Origin of the sequence: Marinobacter albus (assembly GCF_030238305.1) — a bacterium.
Taxonomy (GTDB): domain Bacteria; phylum Pseudomonadota; class Gammaproteobacteria; order Pseudomonadales; family Oleiphilaceae; genus Marinobacter; species Marinobacter albus.
In genome coordinates, this window is sequence record NZ_JASSQD010000001.1 from 1,988,917 (window position 1) to 2,008,078 (window position 19,162).

The following is a 19,162-nucleotide window of genomic DNA, read 5'->3' on the forward strand; positions in this document are numbered from 1 at the left end:
TCAGGGAGTCAGTTCACAATCCGGCCAGTTTGATACCGAATACTGAATGTGAGCAGTGTAATTGGCGTCGTTGTTCTTCCTGATATTGGTGAGCCCATAATAGTCGGTCAGGGCGCCCCTGGCGTTGTAACCCAGGATAATCGGGTCCACCAGAAACCGCAGGACCATCCCGGTGGGACGGATCTGAACAACATGATCCGCCGTTACCTTCGAGCTTTCAGTCGACTCGAGTACAAATTCGTAGTGTTCACCGCGCGTGGGGCCGAGAAACCGGAACTCTACCGATTCGCCATTCAGCACAGCCCGCCAGTTGCGCCGGACGAAATTGTCGAAACCGGCATCGACCACAACTTTCTCGGAGAAGGGAACATCGAAGGTTCTGCTTTCCCCGGCCGGCATTTGCCAATTGATGACCAGGGTATTGGGCTCGGGGTATTCAATAGACAGAGATTCATCGAATTCCGGCTGGCGGAAGTCGACGGCGGGACGAAGGACCGAATCCGAGTAATTGAGGTCCTTGGACGCGAACGCATGATCGCGGTCCGGCCTCTGGTAGGCAATTGAGTGTTCCTGAGGCTGGAATACACCGCTCTCGCATGTGCCGGCCACGGCGTGTTGCTCCAGGTAGAGAGTTTCGCCTGCGTAAGTTCTGGCCGTCCCGGTAAAGCTCATCTGCGCGGCGAAAGCCGCTGGCGCGGCCAGACAACATGCAGCCGTAATAATGAGTCCGGCCCGTTGCCTGGTCATTGCTGAAGCTCCGGGTACAGGGATTTCCTGAGGAACAGGAGCAAGGGGAACACCACCAGCCAGCCAATGGCCAGGGCCATAAGGGAGGGCACCAACTCGGGCAGGATAACGGCGCCCAGTTTGCTGGCAGACCAGTAGGCAAATGGCCCGGCGATGGGAGCCAGGACAAATGGCAGCCAGGCTTTGCGGCTGATCCAGTCGAGGGAATGGCTGAGCGTGGTCATGAAGATGGCCCAGATCGCAACCAGCCACGGTGGCGTCAACAGCACTTCACCATCCGCACTGGCCAGGATTCCGGAACGGAACCACAGGAGGTCAAGCGAAGCCCCCAGCACCGTACCCAAGCCGATGAACTGGAGTTCGCTCATTCGCTTCTGGCTTACGAGCAGCAGGTGCAGAACCAGGAGTCCGGCCACCAGGCCCGCTGCCGGCATTCCGGGGTAGAGAATGCAGATCAGCCAGCCGGCCTGGAAGACAACAAAGTTCAGAATGTTTCGGGTGGTCTCAGATCGGATCATAGGCTCAGGATATTTGATCGTTTGTTTCCCGGTTTTGCCATCAGGATCTGGGATACGCCGATGGCGCGCTCACTGAACCCGGCTTCACAGTAGGCGAAGTAGAATTCCCAGAGGCGTCTGAAGGCCTGATCGTAGCCCAGGGCCTCAAGTTTTCCGGGGTTCGCCATGAACCGTTCACACCAGTCTTGCAGGGTGCGGGCATAATGGAAACCAATGTCCTCGGCATGCGTGAGCACGAGGTTGCTCTGGGTTCTCATGGAATCGAGGATGGCACCGAACGATGGAATGAAGCTGCCGGGAAAGATAAAGCGCTGGATGAAATCAACATTCTTCAGGGCGCGCTTATAGCGCTGTTCCGGCATATTGATGGCCTGAATCAACGCCAGCCCATCGTTTTTGAGCAGGGTGCTGATCTGTGCCAGGTAACTGTCGAGAAACTGCGGCCCAACGGCTTCAATCATCTCGATGGAAACGAGCTTATCAAACCGACCCTCTAGATCGCGATAGTCGTCGAACAGCAGGGTGATGCGGTCATCGAGGCCTTCCTCGGTAACCCGGGCCTTAGCCAGTTCCAGCTGCTCTTTTGAGATTGTGGTCGTGGTTACATGGCAGCCATAGTTTTTGGCGGCGTGAATAGCGAATCCGCCCCAGCCGGTGCCAATCTCGATGACCCGGTCGCCAGGCTGCAGGTCCAGTTTCCGGCAAATGGTGTCCAACTTATGAATGGCGGCCTCATCCAGCGTCGCGTCCGCACTCGGGTAGATCGCCGAGGAATACATCATGGTCGGATCCAGGAAGAGCTCGAACAGGTCGTTGCCAAGATCGTAATGGGCACTGATATTTTTTCGTGAACCCTCCCGGGTGTTCCGGTTGAGCCAATGAAGTCCCTTGAGTGCCGGTTTTGTCACCCAACTGAAGCGATCCTCAAACCCGTTCATGCGATCGACGTTTCGGGTGAAGAACCGGAGCAGGGCCACCAGGTCCGGGGTAGACCAGTCGCCATTGACGAAGGCTTCCGCAGCCCCGACGCTGCCCCCGGTGAGCAGATCCCGCCAGGTGCTGTGGTCGTGAATCACCAGCTCAGCCGCCGGGTACCGGGCATCCCCATCACCGAACACCAGGTCATCGCAGCCATCCTCATGGACAGTCAGGATGCCGTCGCGAAGTTGGTTTAGCTGTTGTAACACTAGACTCCTGGCGATGCGGCTGGCCAAAGAACGTGAACGGTCCTGGTCTTCCGCCGATTGAACTGAGGTATTCAGGTTCTCCATGAACTTACCCTTCCACGCTTCTCGTTTTTGTGTGCGGTACTGGAGACATCCAGCCCCGAATCGTCTGCCCCCCGCCGGTAGGCCGGGTCCTTTTCGGACAGTTTGTCCGGGTGGGTATAGAACGGAGCGCCTTTGAGTTTCAGCTTCAGGGCATGCCAATAGATACCCGCCGACACCTTGAGCGCCTCCACCGGAAACTTCCGCAGGCTTCTGTGTATTTCTTTACGGGTGAGCGGGGTGCGATGGACCACCAGGGTGGCATCAAAATGTTTCTTTTCCTGTTCCAGCACGTTCATGTGAATTCGCAGATCGGGACCCCGGAAGCTGAACGTCCACTGGTAGTGCTGTTCCATGCCATTAAAGGGGGATACATGGAAACGCTTGCTGAACCCAAACCGTTCAGTGTGCCAGCCCCCCGAGCCAGGGCCTTCGCCCAGAGTTTCGAGACAGTAGACATGGCGCTCGTGCCAGGGGGTGTTGGTGATCTGGGCGACGATGACCCGGGGTACGGCGCCTTCCTGGGGACTGTCATCACAGCCATAGCAGAAATAGAAACTGACTGGATTGAAAACGTACCCGAAGTACCGGGGGTGGGTCACGAGTTCGACGGTGCCATCCGGATGCCAGCCGGTCGCCTTTTCCACATGATTCCTTACGGTGGTAGCCAGCGAACCGGCTTCGGGCTGGAAGTAGTCCGCCCGCCGCAGTGAAAGCCAGTTAAAACGCTCCAGGGAAAACAAAGGGCTGATGCTGGTGACCCGGTCCCATTCGTCCACGTCCAGTGCCAGCATGCCGGTGCTGTACTCGAACTCGTGGTTAACCGGGAATTTCCGGCGGTGCCGGACCGACCCTTCAAGCCATTGGCTGTTCATCGCTATAGCTCCAGACCGAAGGCCTCGGTCACTCTGAGCGCGCTGCGTACGCCGTCCTCATGGAAACCGTTGAACCAGTAAGCCCCACAGTAATGGGTCCGGTTCTGGTTCCCGATTTCGTCGTACCGGCCCTGCGCTGCGACTGCCTCCAGAGTAAACACCGGGTGACTGTAACGGAACTGCTTGATGATCCGGTCCGGCGCAATATCGTGGCTGCGGTTCAACGTCACGCAAAAGGTTTCCGGCGCATCATGGAAGTTCTGAAGAATGTTCATGTTGTAGGTGACCGACACCGGCTCGGTACTGTGGGATGGAATGAAGTAGTTCCAGGCGGCCCAGGCGCGGCGGGTATCCGGCAGTACGCTACTGTCAGTGTGCAGCACGACATCGTTACTCTGATAACCGATGGCCCCGAGGACCTCGCGTTCCCGGTCGCTGGGGTCCGTCAGCATCGCCAGGGCCTGGTCGCTGTGACAGGCGAGCACGACCTGATCAAAACGGCGCTCTTCGCCACCAACGTTAAGGGTGACGCCGTGCTCATCCCGCTTCACACTTTCGACCGGGCTGTTGAGGTGGGTGCAGTCCCCCAGTCGGTCCATCATCTTGTGGACATACTGGGCCGAGCCACCGGAAATCACTCGCCAGGTCGGGCGGTCATCCACCGACAGCATGCCGTGGTTGTTGAAGAATTGAAGGAAGAACCGAATCGGGAACTGCTCGAGCACGATTTCCGGTGCCGACCAGATCGCCGCGCCCATCGGTACGATATAATAGTTCCTGAAATAGCGGGAGTAGCCGTTGCGATTCAGATACTGGCCCAGAGTCTCGCTGTCGTTGATCGCCTCCGCGGCAAGATCTGCCCGGGTCTCGCGGTTAAACCGGAGAATTTCCCGGATCATCTTCAGAAAAGGCAGGTTGAACACGTTCTTGCGCTGGGCAAAAAGGGTGTCGAGACTGGTGCCGTTGTATTGCAGACCGTTGGCTTTGCAGTCGACGCTGAAGCTCATGTCGCTGACTTCTGACGGCACACCGAGCCGATCCATCAATCGGATAAAATTGGGGTAGGTCCAGTCGTTGAAGACGATAAACCCCGTGTTGACGGGCCAGGTGCGGCCACCGGCCTCGACCTGTTCGGTATTGGTGTGGCCGCCGGCATAGTCTCCGGCCTCAAATACTTCCACATCGTGCTTCTCGGCCAGTAGCCACGCGGCCGTAAGGCCGGAAACGCCGGCGCCAATGACAGCTATACGCTGACGTTCGTTACTCATCCATTGTTTTCCTGTTCAGTGGTACTTTTTCTCGCCATATTCGCCGCCATGCGATCAATCAGAGCCTGTGGCAGAGTTCCGAGCATCCGGAGCATCCAGGTGAAACGTTTGGGGAAGGCGATCTCGTTCCTGCCCTTGGCCAGGCCGCTAACGATTCGGTCCGCCGCCTCCTCGGCCGAGACGAGGAAGGGCATGGGGAAGTCGTTCCGATCCGTCAGCGGTGTTTTGACGAAGCCCGGGGAGACAACGACCACATCAATCCCTTCGGCGGCCAGATCCGCCCGCAAAGCCTGGGCGAAATAGGTCAGGGCAGCCTTTGAGGCGCCATAGCCTTCGGCGCGGCCGAATGGAAACCACCAGGCCGATGAGCTGACAATCACCAGTGTTGCCGGCAAGCCTTTGGCTCGAGTGCGCCTAAGGGCTGGTAACGCTATGTCCAGACAGCGGGCAGTTCCGATCACGTTGGTGTGGATGTTCTTCTCGATCACATCACTGTTGTAGTGAGTTATGTCGAGGTATTCACAGGTGCCGGCATTCAGGATCGCCATGTGAAGATCGCCGTGATTTTCCAGGACATTGGCGATACCCCGGAGATCCTCCTTGCTGGTGGTGTCGCCAGGTGCGGTAAGGATCCGTTCTGGCGCCAGGGCCTTGAGCTCCTCCAGGGGTTGCGCCCGACGACCGGAGAGCACCAGTCGATGGCCTCCTCGGGCAAGGGCCCGGGTTACGGCCTCGCCGATGCCGGAACTGGCGCCGGTGATCCAGATGTTCGAGTGGGTCTGCAGACGTTCACTCATCCGGCGTATCCTTTAATCCAGCGGATAACACCGCCCACTACCGGCAGGTTTTCATACAGCAGTTGGCCTGCATCGAAGTAGTCGCGGTGATAACACACCTTACCGTTGGCGATCCGCAGATGACTGATCCCATCCACCTGAATTTCCCTGCCACCATTAATGCGTTTGTGACGCAGGTGCATAACCCAGGGCACGGCTGAAAAGGAGCCATCGACGACCGGCTCTGAGAACTCGAACCGGCAGCTGATGGCGTTGGCGTAGGCACTGGCAAAATACTGAGTCAATGCATCCAGGCCCTGAACCGATCCCAAGGGATCCTGAAACTGAATGTCTTCGCTGTAGACTTCAGACAGCTTGTTCAGGTTGCCCTTGTCGAGTTCGTTAAACAGCCGCCTGAAATCGGCGAGCGTGACGGGAACCGCGGAATTATGAGAACCGACTTCAATGGCCGAGGCGCTTGTCATGAACGTGTTCTCCTCATTCTGTCCAGTTGACGGGTTTCTTCCTTGATATGTTTGGGTATCGGGTTGAGCTCCCAGATAATCCCGAGGCGGGACAGGAGCCATAGTCCATACCAGGTGATATCGATCTCGTACCACCGGAAGCCCTGACGCACCGATTGGGGCCAGCGGTGGTGGTTGTTATGCCAACCTTCACCCAAGGTAAGCAGTGCCAGCCAGAAATTGTTTCGGCTGCCATCGGAGGTTTCAAACCGCCGCTTGCCCCAGACATGGGAAAGCGAGTTGATCGAAACGGTTGCGTGGAACAGGGCAACGGTAGAAATGAAGAAACCCCACACCAGCAGCTGCAGGCCATTGGTGCCCAGCCCCGGTGCCCAGGCTGCCAGGGCCTCGCCGAGCCCGTAGATGGCGATGGCAGCCAGGGCGGGAACGATTGCATCGAAGCGATTAATGAACCGGAGCTCCGGGAACTTCATCCAGTCCCGAACCCGACGCTCATCCATGGTGAAGCCCGCATCACAAGTGAACCAGCCCACATGGGACCACCAGAACCCGCCATGGTGAGGCGAGTGCAGATCCTGTTCCTGGTCGGAATGCTGATGGTGATGGCGATGGTGGGCGGCCCACCAGAGGGGCCCACGCTGGGCTGCGCTGGCGCCAAGCACCGCAAAGACGAATTGGGCGGGCCGGCTTGTTTTGAAGGTTTTATGGGCGAAATAACGGTGGTAAAAACCCGTGATTGCAAACATCCTTATAACGAAGAAGGCGATTGCGAACACGATTGCGAAGGTGCTGGCCCCAGTGTAGAACGCCAGCAGGCACGCAAGGTGCAAAGCCAGAAACGGAATAACCCGGATAAAGTTGAATGATCGGGAGCTGGCGTCGATGTGATCCGAACCCGCAGAGGAATCGAACCACCTCAGAATGTTTGTAAACCAGTTTTGTACTCGGGTCATACCCTGTTTGCCCTTGTCTCTAAAATGAACCTGAACAGCGTGTTCATCGGAATTGGCCGAACAAAACGCTTGCAGGGTTGTACGTTCTAACTCATCACTTTGGATGCACGATAACCCATGTTTAATCAGCCATCGCAGTCAACCCATATACGCCGTATTGCAGTTGTTGGTTCAGGCCTGTCCGGACTTACGGCCGGCCTGAAGTTGAAGCGACAGGGCCACGATGTCACGGTTTTCGAGAAAAGCCGCGGTCCGGGTGGAAGGCTGGCAGCCAAACGGGTTCAGGGCGGATCGGCGGACGTAGGAGCTCAGTATTTCACCGCCCGTAATCCTGCATTTCTTCCATTCCTTCAAGAATTCGCCGGTGATAGCGCGTTCGCCGAGTGGCAGGGCCGATTCGCGTTCCGGAATGAGCGAGGTGAGTGGGATAGCTTCCCGGATGAACCCCGGTACGTCGGAAGCCCCCGAATGACAGCTATTTCCCGGGCGCTCTCCGCGCACCTTCAAGTGGTGGCGGAGACCCGGGTTGAAGCACTTGAAAAAGTGGGGCGTCGATGGTCCCTGACGGACACGGAAGGCACCGCGCTTGGTGAATTCGATCAAGTAGTGATCACGGCGCCCCCGGCCCAGACCCGGACCCTGCTGGTAGACAGCAATCTTGGCGAGCTGGCGGCCAAGCTGGATGAGCCCGTCAAAAAGGTATTACCTTGCTGGGCAGTGGCGGCGCATTTCGAGCATGCGCCCAGTGCTGCTTACGAAGGGATGCGTGTTGAACACCCGGTGCTTTATTGGGTGGCTAACAACTCCAGCAAGCCCGGCAGGGAAGACTCCGGCCAATGGTGGGTGTTGCATGCCAACCCGGAATGGACCGAACAGCACGTAGAAACGCCCGCGGCAGACGTCGCGCAGTTGATGGTTGACGCCTTCCGGGAACTGGTCGGTTCCGCCGGCGAGCCGGACAAGGTGGTGACTCACCGGTGGCTCTATGCCCGTTCGGCGGACAGCGAACAGCCCGGACACCTCTGGTTTGCTGATCAGAACATTGGCATCGCCGGAGACTGGCTCAGTGGAGGGCGGGTTGAAGGCGCCTTCAACAGTGCTTGCAGCCTGGTGGCCGCAATGTCGGAGGATGACTGACGCCGGTTACTCGGTCATGCCGTCCTGGCCCTGGGTGGTTACGTCCGGGCGCAGGTAGAAGTGCGTGATCGTACCGTCACTGAATTTGCTGAAAAAGGCGCTGACGTGCGTAATCTTCTTCAATGACCGCTTTCGGTTGATCGGATCCCTTGTCAGGACCTTGATGCCGTTGAAGTTATCCTGAATATTCGAAAACCTTGCCCGCATGGAGCAGGTCACGACGTGCGCGGGATTGAGCTTCAGTTCCTGCGCCAGCCAGGCGCTGTGACGCTCAATGCCGCGATCGCTCAGATCCTCTCGGGTGTCGAGATGGTTGAGTTTGACCCGGTTGACGATGCAGAACGAGAAGCTGGCCGGGTTTCGCCTTGCGACCTTGCGGAAGGCTTCCCAGAAGAAGTTGTCGGTCAGCTCGGCGAAAAACCGCATGTCGCTCAGGCAGGTATCCACCCACTGAAAATTCTCGGGGTCTTCCAGCACTTCATTGATGGCTTCCCGCAGAAGCCAGTCGAAGCCGAGGGCCGTTTTGTGGGCGTAGACCTTGCGGTACATCTGGTGCCGGCTGTACACGAAATCCTCAAGGGCTCCGAGGCCTTTCTGGGTAATCGCCAATCCCAGCCACGGCTCGGAAACGTTCCAGCCGAACCGGAGGTTGCTCAGCAGGTGGTCCAGATTGAAACCACCGATAGTCACTGATGAGTGGAAACCGTCCCTGAGCATGTAATCGGCACGGTCCGCATCAATTTCTCCGGAAACGATCGATTTAAGCAGGTCCATGACCATGCGGGGGATATCGTTGCTGATCAGGGATCCGGATTCAGCGTCCTCACCGGCAATAAAAGCCCAGAACGTTCGCGCGTGGCGGCGAAAGGTGTCGCTGGGCGACACATCCGTAGTCTCCATGATCCCGATGACATCGCGGGCACAGAGCCCGGCACTCTCCAGATCGACGGCCGTGAGCACGTCGTGGGCAACGCGTACGGAATAGTGCTCGTGTTCCAGTTCATCCGGCTCAGCGGAATGGTAGGCCGAGTATTCGACGCCGGTCCAGAGATCTCCGAAGCGTCCCGGGCGGGACATCAGGTCGCGAATGCGGCGGGCCTGCGTAAACTGGTGAGAGAAGCTGGAATGGCCGCTGTCGTGCAGCAGACACCCCAAGCGAATGGTCTTGGCGAGGTAGTCGATTGCATCAAGCTGGCTCAGGCTGAGGTCCGTCTGCTTGCTTAGTTGTCGTTCCCGTAGATAGGCGTCGATCATGGATCGGAACATGCGTGTTCCCACATGCATGACACCAATGCTGTGAAGAAAGCGGGAGTGGGTTGCCCCCGGGAAAACGAGGCTCAGAATGTCGTTCTGGCAGATGTTTCTGAGGCGCTGGAACAGGGGGTGATCGATAACCTGGATTTCGTGCCGGTAGAGGGGGATGCCGCCATGGACTGGATCCATGATCAGCTTGTCATAAGCGCCTAGCAAGTCGTTTACGGCACTTCTCATATCCAGGAATCTCCCAATTTAGTAAAACTGGCCTTGTTATATCACAGGGTCGTGCCAGAATAGGCTTATTAAAGCCGATTTTCCTTTTATCGCTGGTAGCTTAGGGCAACAGCCATGACCTCGCGCACCGAGCGCATACTGATTATTGATGCTGATGAAAAGGCCCGCCGGGATCTGGCTCATTATCTGGAGGCCCGAGGCTTTTATGTTACCGGGTATTCCGGTCTGTCTTCTGCCAAGACGCTGTTTGACGATAGCATTCCTGATGTCATCTTTGCAGACCTTCCGCCATCAGCGATCGGCGACCTTGCCTCCCGCCTGGAGGAATCCGAAACCTTCACGCCCATCGTCTGCTGTTCCACTAGTGACTCCAGCGCCGACGTGGTAAAAGCGCTCCGGGCAGGGGCTGCGGACTTCGTGCTAAAGCCCTGCAACGATGACAAAGGCGCACTGGATGACGTCATTGAAAAGCTCTTTGACCGTGTCCGGGTGAATCGCCTGAATCAGCTTTACCGCCACGAACTGGAGGAAGCGAATCGGGATTTGCGCAACGGTATTGCCGAACTTCGGGCGGATCAGCGGGCCGGCCGGAAAGTTCAGCTGCGCATGCTTCCGGATCATGAGCAGGATCTGGTGGGGTTACATGTTGATCACCTGATAAAACCGTCCCTGTATCTCAGTGGCGATTTCCTGGACTACTTTCGCATTTCCGAAGACCAGGTGCTGGTCTACATTGCCGATGTTTCAGGCCACGGCGCCAGTTCCGCTTTCGTCACCGTGCTTCTGAAAAACCTGACCAACCGGTTGCAGCGGAACCTCCGGCGCCAGTCCAGTGATGACATCCTGTACCCGGATCGCTTCCTTGAACGGATCAATTCGGAGTTGCTTGATACGGGTCTCGGCAAACACGTAACCGTGTTTGTTGGCATTATTTCTGTCAACGAGCGTAAATTAAAGTACGCAGTAGGGGCCCATTTCCCGATGCCCATTCTGTCCTTTGAAGGCGGCGAAACTGCGTTTCTGGAGGGGAGTGGGTTACCGGTAGGCCTTTTTGAGGCGCCCCAGTGGGAGGTTTACGAAATACCGCTGGATAAACCGTTCCGGCTAATCCTGTTCTCGGACGGCATTTTGGAGGTCATTCGCGCCAAAAGCCTTGATGAAAAGGAAAGGACGCTACTTGAACTCGTTTCAGGAGGTAGTCACACTATCGCCTCCCTTAATGAGGCTCTGAATCTCGACGAGATCACGGAATTACCGGACGATATAGCTATCGTGTCGGTTACTGATACCATGATCGGATCAGATAACACGTCGTCGAAATAGTGGCAGTGTGAAAAATGGCTGGTTACAAGATCCTGCAAGCTGAAAAACAGGGCATCTATGTCCTGAAGTTTATTGGCGAAATCCGGCTGAACCTGTGTTCGACGCTGGACAATCTGGTTGAGTCCATCACCCAGGATCCCCAGTTCAAAACCGTGGTCGTTGATCTGACTGAAACCGAAATCATCGACAGCACCACGCTCGGGCTCCTCGCCAAGATCGCCATGGCCGCCCAGCAACAAAGCCATTTCCTCCCCACGCTGATTTCCACCAACCCGGATATTACCCGCATTATCACATCCATGGGGTTCGACAAGATTTTCATTATTGTTCGAGAACCCGCGTCCCGTATTGAAGAGCTCGAAGAGATTCCCGTATTGAAAGCCAGCGAGCAACAGGTCCGCGATAAGGTCCTGGACGCTCACAAGGTGCTGATGGGGCTGAACAGCCGGAACAGGGAAGAGTTCAAGAATCTGGTGCGTGCGCTCGAATGTGAAGAGCCCGGTTAAGCCGGCACGTTTTTGATCCTGAAGCGCTCCGGGTTCTCATCGTCTTTTTTTATAAAACAGTGGAAGAGTTATGTCTGAAAAGAACTCGCCTCAAGACAATGGCGCCAAGGGGCCGGTACACGACGTAGCGGTACTTGGCGGTGGCAGCTTCGGTACGGCAATGACCAAAGTGCTGGGCGAAAACGGCCATCGTGTTCACTTCTGGATGCGCGATGACGCTCAAGTAGCAGAAATCACCAAGACCCGCATCAATAGCCGATACATGCCAGGCGTTGAGCTCTCCGGCGATATCCAGCCTACGACAGATCTCGCCGAGGCTGTGGGCAATGCCGAGATTGTTTTCGTCGCCATACCGAGCAAAGCATTTCGGTTCGTTATCCGGGACCACAGCGATCAGTTCCGTGACGGCCAGATTGTTGTCAGCCTGACCAAAGGCATCGAAGAGCATGGTTTCAAGCTGATGAGCGAGATTCTCCAGGAGGAGATACCGCGTTGCCGCATCGGTGTTCTTAGCGGCCCCAACCTTGCCAGCGAAATTGTAAACCGGGATCTGACTGCGACGGTGATCGCCGCCAAAGATCCGGACGTGCGGCGGACAGTGCAGGATCTGCTCGGCTGTGAGTATTTCCGGGTCTATGCCAATGTGGATATCTATGGCGTGGAGCTGGCGGGCGCCCTGAAGAACATCTATGCCATCGTGGCCGGTCTCGCGTCGGCTCTGGAAATGGGTGAAAACGCCAAGGCTATGCTGATTACCCGCGGGCTGGCAGAAATGAGCCGTTTCGCCGTCAGCCTCGGCGCCAACCCCATGACCTTCATGGGCCTGGCGGGGGTGGGGGATCTCATCGTGACCTGCACCTCGTCCAAGAGCCGGAATTATCGGGTTGGCTATGCCGTGGGCAAGGGCCAGAAGCTGGACGATGCCGTGGCGGAGCTGGGCCAGGTCGCCGAGGGTATTTATACTCTGAAACTGGTGAAAGAGAAGTCCGAGGCTATCGGGATCTACATGCCCCTGGTGCGGGGTTTGTACGAAATTCTCTATGGTACGGCGTCCATCAAGGCAGTCATCAACAGCCTGATGATGGCGGTGCAGAATTCCGACGTGGAATTTATACTGCCGCGCACGATCAGTCAGTAACGTTTATTCAGTGGAGGGTTGCCTGTGCAGTTGCTTATCATGCGGCACGGCGAAGCTGGCTGGCATACGCTTGACCAGGAGCGCGAGCTGACCGAAGCCGGGCGCCTGCATGTTGCCGAGTCTGCTGCGCAGATGGCGGAATCCCCGTGGCGACCCAAGCTGATCTGGACCAGCCCTTACGTGCGGGCCAGAGAGACCTCGGCCATTGTGTCGGAAATCCTGAACTGTGCCGTGGAAGAGAAGCAGTTCCTTACGCCGGATGACGATCCTGGCCTGTGCCTTGACGCCTTGCTGGAAAACCGGACCTCACCGCTGCTGCTCATCTCGCACATGCCCCTGGTGGGCAGTCTTGCCACCTTGCTGGTCGACGGCCACCGCCATGGCATTCCCTTTATGACGTCGCAGGCGGTGCTGCTAGATATGCCTGTGGTCGGTCCCGGATGTGCAGACTTGAAAGCCCAGTTTTTGCCCTGATCTCCTCCTTATCGAATTTCCTGCTATTGATTGAGTTCCTGATATGTACAGTTTTCCCATTGATTACGTTGAGCCGGTCTTTCGCCCGCCCAGTGAGGCGAAATCCCTCATCCTTCCGGTAACCAACGGGTGTTCCTGGAACAAATGCACCTTTTGCGAAATGTACACCCAACCGCAGAAGAAGTTCCGGGCCCGCAAGCCGGAGGACGTTCGTCGGGATATCGACAAAGCAGCGCGCAGCCTCGGGGGTGTGAGGCGGGTCTTCCTGGCAGATGGCGACGCGATGGTGCTGCCAACGCGGCGTCTGCTGGAGATCCTGGCAGATCTGAAGGCGGCCTTTCCGGATCTGCGGCGGGTGTCCAGTTACTGTCTGCCCCGAAACCTGGCGAAGAAAACGGTGGAAGAGCTGGCACAGCTGAAGGACGCCGGGCTAGAGATACTTTACGTGGGGATGGAATCCGGAGACGACGAGATACTGAACCGGGTTAATAAAGGGGAGTCCTGGGAATCCACCCGCTCTGCGTTGCTGAAAATCCGGGAGGCGGGTCTGACGAGCTCGGTAATGGTTCTGAATGGGCTGGGTGGCGAAAGCCTGTCGCGCCAGCATGCCATCAATACCGCCACACTGTGCAACGAAACGCAGCCGGATTTCCTGTCTACGCTGGTCGTGAGCTTTCCTCAGGGAGAGGAACGGTTCCGGGCAGGATTCGGGGACGACTTTGTGCCTCTGTCCCAGCAGGGGCTATTCGAGGAAATCAAACTGTTTCTGGAGCATCTTGAGCTGGAACGCACGGTGTTTCGTAGTGACCACGCGTCAAACTACCTCGTCCTGAAAGGAACGCTGGGGCGCGACAAACAGAAGATGCTGGATCAGGTTGATCTGGCAATCAGCAGCCCCGGTGCCGTTCCTCTCAGGGCGGAATGGATGCGTGGGTTGTAACGGAAAGATTGCGGAGCCATCGTATGAGCCAGAACCCGGAAAACCTCGCCAGGCAAGTGGAGCAGATTGTGAAGGACCCCGAACAACCGCCGCTCGACCAATGGCACCCCGAACTCTCCGGTGACATGGATCTGCGCATCACCCGGGACGGGCAATGGATACACAAAGGTGAGCCGCTGGCCCGCGAGGCGATCGTTCGCCTGTTTTCCACGATCCTGCGCCGGGAAGAAGACGGCGAGTATTACCTGGTAACCCCGGTGGAGAAGTGGCGGATCCAGGTGGAAGACACCCCTTTGCTCGCTCACTCCCTGACGGTCGAAGGTGAGGGGCAGGATCAGGTCATCAAGCTGACGACCAATGTGGGTGAAACGCTCGAGGTCGGAGAGGACCACCCGCTCGATGTCGGGGTGTATCCGGATTCCGAGGAACCACGCCCGGTCGTTCGGGTTCGTCACGGTGTCGATGCAAGATTGGTGACCGCAGCATTTTACGATCTGGCCAATCATGTTGTTGAACAGGGCGGGGCAGACGACCGGATGCTGGGGGTTTTTAGTCGCGGAAATTTCTACAAAATCGGCCGGGGTGGTTGAAAACCCATACGTCGCCCCCACCTCTAACGGTAGAAAACGCATCAACTCAGTTGTTAAACTGTGTTTTCATACTTGTTACGAGCCTGGCTCTCTAACGAGGCCCGGTGGTCGTCAGTCCCTCTGTGCAGTCTGACTGTTCAAGATCACTTTCGATTACCTTAATTCATTAAACAGTCATTGCGACACGCAAGGAGATCACATGGCCCAACCTCGTGTTGTCACCATCCATTACACGCTCACCAACGACCAGGGAGAGCAGCTTGACTCCTCCCGTGTAGAAGGTCGCGAGCCTCTGTCTTACCTGGAAGGTGCCCAGAACATTATCGGTGGACTGGAAAGTGCACTGAACGAAAAGAATCCTGGCGATCAGGTCAAAGTATCTGTTGAGCCGGCAGAAGGTTATGGCGAAGTTAACGAAGAACTGGTCCAACCGGTTCCGCGCTCAGCTTTTGAAGGTGTCGACACGATCGAGCCCGGCATGCAGTTTCAGGCACAGACCCCGGGTGGCCCCCAGGTTGTCCGTGTCGTTGAAGTCGGCGACGAAACCGTCACCATCGATGCCAACCACCCGCTGGCTGGCGAGACCCTGCACTTCGACGTAGAAGTTGTAGAGGCTCGTGAAGCTACTGACGAAGAAAAAGAGCACGGTCACGCTCACTAAGCTTGTCAGAAGCTCCAACGAAAAACGGCTCCCCCGGGAGCCGTTTTTTTATGCCTGAATGATTTCAGGATACAAAAAAGCGGCCCCGAAGGGCCGTTTTCCGTTGCGCTCCAAACTTACATGTTCGGATAGTTCGGACCGCCGCCGCCTTCCGGAGTTACCCAGTTAATGTTTTGTGCAGGATCCTTGATGTCGCAGGTCTTGCAGTGAACGCAGTTCTGGGCGTTGATCTGGAATTTCTTGCCGCTGCCGTCGTCCTTCTCGACAACCTCGTAAACGCCGGCCGGGCAGTAGCGCTGAGCCGGTTCGTCATACTTCGGCAGGTTTTCCTTGAGCGGAATATCCGGATTGGTCAGTTTCAGATGCACTGGCTGATCTTCTTCGTGGTTGGTGTTTGAGATGAACACCGAAGAAAGGCGATCGAACGTCAGCTTATTATCCGGCTTCGGATAGCTGATGGTCTTGGCCTCGGACGCGGGCTTGAGTGTCGCGTAGTCCGGTACCGTGTCGTGGAAGGTAATCGGGAGGCTGCCGCGCAGGATGTTCTGCTCGAAGAAGGCAATCGCGCCACCAACGATGTTACCAAACTTGTGCATGGCCGGACCGAAGTTACGCTCGGCGTACAGCTCTTTATACAGCCAGCTGTCCTCGAAACGCTTCTGGAAATCGGTGATTTCTTCGCCGGCCTTACCGTCCTTGAGCGCCTCGAATACAGCTTCAGCGCCCAGCAGGCCAGACTTCATGGCCGTGTGGGAGCCCTTGATCTTGGAGCTGTTCAGGGTGCCAGCGTCGCAGCCCAGCAACAGGCCACCCGGGAAGCTCATCTTCGGAAGGGCATTGTAACCACCTTTGGAAATGGCACGGGCGCCGTAGGACACGCGCTTGCCGCCTTCCAGGTATTTGCTGATCTCCGGGTGAAGCTTCAGGCGCTGGAATTCGTCGAACGGACTCAGGTGCGGGTTGCTGTAGGACAGATCGGTGATCAGGCCAACGTACACCTGGCCATTTTCCAGGTGATACAGGAAAGAACCGCCGGTAGAGCCGCTCTCGTTCAGCGGCCAGCCTGTGGTGTGAACAACCAGGCCCGGCTCGTGCTTGGACGGATCAATGTCCCACAGCTCCTTGATGCCGATGCCGTAGTGCTGGGGATCCTTGCCTTCGTCCAGCTTGAATTCGTTGATCAGGCGCTTGCCCAGGTGGCCCCGGCAGCCTTCGGTAAAGAGGGTGTACTTGGCGCGCAGCTCCATGCCTGGCATGTAGCCGTCTTTCTCGGAGCCGTCACGGGCCACGCCCATGTCGCCGGTGATGATGCCTTTGACCTGACCGTCTTCAACGATGGTCTCGGCAGCAGCAAAGCCGGGGTAGACTTCCACACCCAGCTGCTCGGCCTGCTCAGCGAGCCAGCGGCAGAGGTTGCCCAGGCTGATGATGTAGTTGCCGTGGTTGTGCATGTTCTTCGGCACGAAACCATTCGGGATCTTGGTCGCTTTCTGCTGATCTTTCAGCAGGAAGATATCGTCACGAGTGACCGGCGTGTTAAGCGGGGCGCCTTTCTCTTTCCAGTCCGGGAAGAGTTCGTTGAGGGCAGTGGGCTCGAATACGGTACCGGCGAGAATGTGCGCGCCGATTTCAGACCCTTTCTCTACCACGCATACGGTCAGTTCTTCGCCAGCTTCCTGTGCCAACTGCATGACACGACAAGCTGCCGACAGGCCCGCCGGGCCGCCGCCGACGATAAGAACATCAAATTCCATCGATTCGCGTTCCACGTTGGTCTCCTCAAACTTCTTTAATGGATATTATTTGCCCGCAGGCCAATTCTGGGCCGACATCATACCGGTAAAAGTGCCTATAGACGACTGCCCAAAGCCGAACAAGCCGACTTATTAGGAAGAAAGGATATCGTATTTAAAGAATCAAACAAACGTTTGTTTGAAATTCTCTGCGTCCTTTGGCATTGTAAGTGCGCACCGAAACATCGTGTGTTCTGAGGCGTTTTTTAGTATCGTCTCACCGCCAGGCCGAGTCAACACCGGCCGATTGGCTTGAGAAACGCTTCTGACGCGTCGGATGGGGCTATTGACCCATTCAACCTTTGCCTGCAGTATTAGTCCGCCGTGACAGCAGGCCCCGCGTGAGGAAGCTGTTTGTAACGTTTGACGTGAACGCCCATAATTCTGGATTCACGCCGAAGCGAGAGGAATCAAGAATACTCCGATATCCGCAGCCGCGGGGTCGCGAAAAGAGTGTTTCTGATTGCGAGTCTTTAAACCCATCGTAGAAGAACGAGGAATCTATGAAGGTTCTGGTCGCTGTAAAACGAGTAATCGACTACAACGTAAAGGTGCGCGTCAAGCCGGACAATACCGGTGTTGATCTCGCCAACGTCAAGATGGCAATGAACCCATTCTGTGAAATCGCGGTTGAAGAAGCGGTTCGCCTTAAAGAAAAGGGTGTTGCCAGTGAAATCGTGGTGGTCTCCATCGGCCCGAAAGCTGCACAGGAGCAAATCCGTACTGCCCTGGCCCTGGGTGCTGACCGTGGTATCCACGTGGAAACAGACGAAGAGGTTCAGTCTCTCGAAGCGGCCAAGCTGCTGAAGTCTGTTGTCGAGAAAGAAGAGCCCAAGCTGGTCATTCTTGGCAAGCAGTCCATCGATTCCGACAACAACCAGACTGGCCAGATGCTGGCTGCACTGACCGGTATGGCTCAGGGTACCTTCGCGTCCGAAGTGGTTGTTGATGGCGAAAAGGTTAACGTAACCCGCGAAGTGGACGGTGGTCTGATGACCGTGTCTCTGAACCTGCCGGCGGTTGTTACCACAGACCTGCGTCTGAACGAGCCTCGTTACGCTTCTCTGCCGAACATCATGAAGGCCAAGAAGAAGCCGCTCGAATCTGTGAGCCCGGCTGATCTGGGTGTCGACGTTGCCCCGCGCCTGTCCACGCTGAAAGTTGAAGCGCCTGCCGCCCGCCAGGCTGGCGTGAAAGTGGCTGACGTTGCTGAGCTGGTCGATAAACTGAAGAACGAAGCGAAGGTGATCTAAATGAGCATCCTTGTAATTGCTGAACATGACAACAGCAGCCTGAAACAGGCTACCCTGAATGTTGTAGCGGCGGCCAAGGCCATCGGCGGGGACATCGACGTCCTGGTTGCCGGTGAGAACTGTGGCGCCGTTGCGGAAGCAGCTGCCAAGGCCGAAGGCGTGAACAAGGTACTGGTTGCCGACAACGCCGCTTATGGTCACTTCCTGGGCGAAAACCTGGGCGAGCTGGTTGCCGAAGTGGGTAAGGGCTACAGCCACATTCTGGCGGCTGCCGGTACCACCGGCAAAGACTTCATGCCTCGTGTTGCTGCCCTGCTTGACGTTGCTCAGGTGTCGGACATCATTCGCGTTGAATCCGAAGACACCTTCGTTCGTCCGATCTATGCAGGTAACGCGATCGCGACCGTGAAGGCCAGTGACAGCATCAAGGTTATTACCGTTCGTCCGACAGGTTTCGATCCGGTTGCTGCCGAAGGCGGTTCTGCCGCTGTAGAACAGCTGGACGTGGTCAAGGATGCCGGTATTTCCGCGTTCGTTAGTGAGCAGAAAGCGGAATCCGACCGTCCGGATCTGGCCAGTGCCGGTGTTGTAATCTCCGGTGGTCGTGGCATGCAGAACGGCGACAACTTCAAGATGCTGGAGCAGGTTGCTGATCTGCTGGGCGCCGCTGTTGGTGCATCACGTGCCGCGGTTGACGCTGGCTTCGTGCCGAACGACATGCAGGTTGGTCAGACCGGCAAGATCGTTGCTCCGCAGCTGTACGTTGCTGTTGGTATCTCCGGTGCCATCCAGCACCTGGCTGGTATGTCCGACTCCAAGGTGATCGTTGCGATCAACAAGGATGAGGAGGCGCCGATCTTCCAAGTGGCCGATTACGGCCTGGTAGCGGACCTGTTCGAAGCAGTTCCGCAGCTGGAAGAAGAACTGAAGAAAGTACTCTGATAGTTTCTTCGGTTGAAAAAGGCA

General features: G+C 56.8%; 20 protein-coding genes. 10 read left to right on the forward strand and 10 right to left on the reverse strand.

The features are described 5' to 3' along the window. Genes QQF73_RS09265 through QQF73_RS09300 form a run of 8 tightly spaced genes read right to left on the reverse strand, consistent with a single transcriptional unit; the run spans nucleotide 1 to nucleotide 6,890 of the window. A complete protein-coding gene (locus tag QQF73_RS09265) occupies nucleotides 1-747 on the reverse strand; it encodes a hypothetical protein (protein ID WP_285367993.1) in 747 nt (248 codons plus the stop codon). Further along, nucleotides 744-1,265 (reverse strand): DUF2878 domain-containing protein, encoded by a 522-nt coding sequence (locus QQF73_RS09270; protein WP_285367994.1) that lies wholly within the window; start codon nucleotides 1,263-1,265, stop codon nucleotides 744-746. Before QQF73_RS09270 ends, QQF73_RS09265 begins: the two co-directional genes overlap by 4 nt. Beyond that, complete coding sequence (locus QQF73_RS09275) at nucleotides 1,262-2,536, reverse strand: SAM-dependent methyltransferase (RefSeq protein ID WP_219865746.1); 1,275 nt, start codon at nucleotides 2,534-2,536, stop codon at nucleotides 1,262-1,264. The genes QQF73_RS09270 and QQF73_RS09275 overlap by 4 nt, the downstream gene beginning before the upstream one ends. After that, a complete protein-coding gene (locus tag QQF73_RS09280; RefSeq protein ID WP_219865745.1) occupies nucleotides 2,524-3,408 on the reverse strand; it encodes a DUF1365 domain-containing protein in 885 nt (294 codons plus the stop codon). Before QQF73_RS09280 ends, QQF73_RS09275 begins: the two co-directional genes overlap by 13 nt. Before the next feature lie 2 nt (nucleotides 3,409-3,410). Then, complete coding sequence (locus QQF73_RS09285; RefSeq protein WP_219865744.1) at nucleotides 3,411-4,676, reverse strand: NAD(P)/FAD-dependent oxidoreductase; 1,266 nt, start codon at nucleotides 4,674-4,676, stop codon at nucleotides 3,411-3,413. Further along, complete coding sequence (locus QQF73_RS09290) at nucleotides 4,673-5,473, reverse strand: SDR family NAD(P)-dependent oxidoreductase (RefSeq protein WP_219865743.1); 801 nt, start codon at nucleotides 5,471-5,473, stop codon at nucleotides 4,673-4,675. The genes QQF73_RS09285 and QQF73_RS09290 overlap by 4 nt, the downstream gene beginning before the upstream one ends. Continuing rightward, on the reverse strand, nucleotides 5,470-5,937 hold the full coding sequence (locus QQF73_RS09295; protein WP_285367997.1) for a nuclear transport factor 2 family protein: 468 nt from the start codon (nucleotides 5,935-5,937) through the stop codon (nucleotides 5,470-5,472). The genes QQF73_RS09290 and QQF73_RS09295 overlap by 4 nt, the downstream gene beginning before the upstream one ends. Then, nucleotides 5,934-6,890 carry an acyl-CoA desaturase gene (locus QQF73_RS09300; RefSeq protein ID WP_219865741.1) on the reverse strand — a complete coding sequence of 319 codons (957 nt, stop codon included), beginning with the start codon at nucleotides 6,888-6,890 and terminating at the stop codon, nucleotides 5,934-5,936. Before QQF73_RS09300 ends, QQF73_RS09295 begins: the two co-directional genes overlap by 4 nt. 117 nt (nucleotides 6,891-7,007) lie before the next feature. Between QQF73_RS09300 and QQF73_RS09305 the strand changes: the two genes are divergently transcribed. Continuing rightward, nucleotides 7,008-8,027 carry an NAD(P)/FAD-dependent oxidoreductase gene (locus tag QQF73_RS09305; protein ID WP_219865740.1) on the forward strand — a complete coding sequence of 340 codons (1,020 nt, stop codon included), beginning with the start codon at nucleotides 7,008-7,010 and terminating at the stop codon, nucleotides 8,025-8,027. 6 nt (nucleotides 8,028-8,033) lie between these two features. Here the strand turns inward: QQF73_RS09305 and QQF73_RS09310 are convergent, their stop codons facing one another. Then, nucleotides 8,034-9,518 carry an HD domain-containing protein gene (locus QQF73_RS09310; RefSeq protein WP_219865739.1) on the reverse strand — a complete coding sequence of 495 codons (1,485 nt, stop codon included), beginning with the start codon at nucleotides 9,516-9,518 and terminating at the stop codon, nucleotides 8,034-8,036. Nucleotides 9,519-9,632: 114 nt separating this feature from the next. Here QQF73_RS09310 and QQF73_RS09315 point away from each other — a divergent pair, with 114 nt between their 5' ends. The 7 genes from QQF73_RS09315 to QQF73_RS09345 all read left to right on the forward strand — a co-directional run bounded on the left by QQF73_RS09315 (nucleotide 9,633) and on the right by QQF73_RS09345 (nucleotide 15,150). Continuing rightward, nucleotides 9,633-10,841: a PP2C family protein-serine/threonine phosphatase gene (locus tag QQF73_RS09315; RefSeq protein WP_219865738.1), complete on the forward strand. Its 1,209-nt coding sequence runs from the start codon at nucleotides 9,633-9,635 to the stop codon at nucleotides 10,839-10,841. A 14-nt stretch (nucleotides 10,842-10,855) separates the two neighbouring features. Then, nucleotides 10,856-11,347: an STAS domain-containing protein gene (locus QQF73_RS09320; RefSeq protein ID WP_219472532.1), complete on the forward strand. Its 492-nt coding sequence runs from the start codon at nucleotides 10,856-10,858 to the stop codon at nucleotides 11,345-11,347. Between the two features lie 70 nt (nucleotides 11,348-11,417). Continuing rightward, on the forward strand, nucleotides 11,418-12,485 hold the full coding sequence (locus QQF73_RS09325) for an NAD(P)H-dependent glycerol-3-phosphate dehydrogenase (protein ID WP_219865737.1): 1,068 nt from the start codon (nucleotides 11,418-11,420) through the stop codon (nucleotides 12,483-12,485). 24 nt (nucleotides 12,486-12,509) lie between these two features. Beyond that, nucleotides 12,510-12,959 carry a SixA phosphatase family protein gene (locus QQF73_RS09330; RefSeq protein ID WP_219865736.1) on the forward strand — a complete coding sequence of 150 codons (450 nt, stop codon included), beginning with the start codon at nucleotides 12,510-12,512 and terminating at the stop codon, nucleotides 12,957-12,959. A gap of 43 nt (nucleotides 12,960-13,002) precedes the next feature. After that, entirely contained in the window at nucleotides 13,003-13,899 is an 897-nt protein-coding gene (locus QQF73_RS09335; RefSeq protein ID WP_285368000.1) for a radical SAM protein, read from the forward strand. A gap of 23 nt (nucleotides 13,900-13,922) precedes the next feature. Continuing rightward, nucleotides 13,923-14,489 (forward strand): DUF1285 domain-containing protein, encoded by a 567-nt coding sequence (locus QQF73_RS09340; RefSeq protein WP_285368001.1) that lies wholly within the window; start codon nucleotides 13,923-13,925, stop codon nucleotides 14,487-14,489. 199 nt (nucleotides 14,490-14,688) lie between these two features. Beyond that, nucleotides 14,689-15,150 (forward strand): FKBP-type peptidyl-prolyl cis-trans isomerase, encoded by a 462-nt coding sequence (locus QQF73_RS09345; protein ID WP_219865733.1) that lies wholly within the window; start codon nucleotides 14,689-14,691, stop codon nucleotides 15,148-15,150. 116 nt (nucleotides 15,151-15,266) lie between these two features. Here the strand turns inward: QQF73_RS09345 and QQF73_RS09350 are convergent, their stop codons facing one another. Continuing rightward, on the reverse strand, nucleotides 15,267-16,919 hold the full coding sequence (locus QQF73_RS09350; RefSeq protein WP_285368002.1) for an electron transfer flavoprotein-ubiquinone oxidoreductase: 1,653 nt from the start codon (nucleotides 16,917-16,919) through the stop codon (nucleotides 15,267-15,269). A 527-nt stretch (nucleotides 16,920-17,446) separates the two neighbouring features. Here QQF73_RS09350 and QQF73_RS09355 point away from each other — a divergent pair. Together QQF73_RS09355 and QQF73_RS09360 are read left to right on the forward strand one after the other, a co-directional pair. Beyond that, the gene (locus QQF73_RS09355) at nucleotides 17,447-18,196 is read left to right on the forward strand and encodes an electron transfer flavoprotein subunit beta/FixA family protein (protein ID WP_219865731.1); all 750 of its coding nucleotides are present in this window, start codon (nucleotides 17,447-17,449) and stop codon (nucleotides 18,194-18,196) included. Beyond that, nucleotides 18,197-19,138 carry an electron transfer flavoprotein subunit alpha/FixB family protein gene (locus QQF73_RS09360; RefSeq protein ID WP_219865730.1) on the forward strand — a complete coding sequence of 314 codons (942 nt, stop codon included), beginning with the start codon at nucleotides 18,197-18,199 and terminating at the stop codon, nucleotides 19,136-19,138. It begins immediately after the preceding gene. Nucleotides 19,139-19,162: the final 24 nt, after the last annotated feature.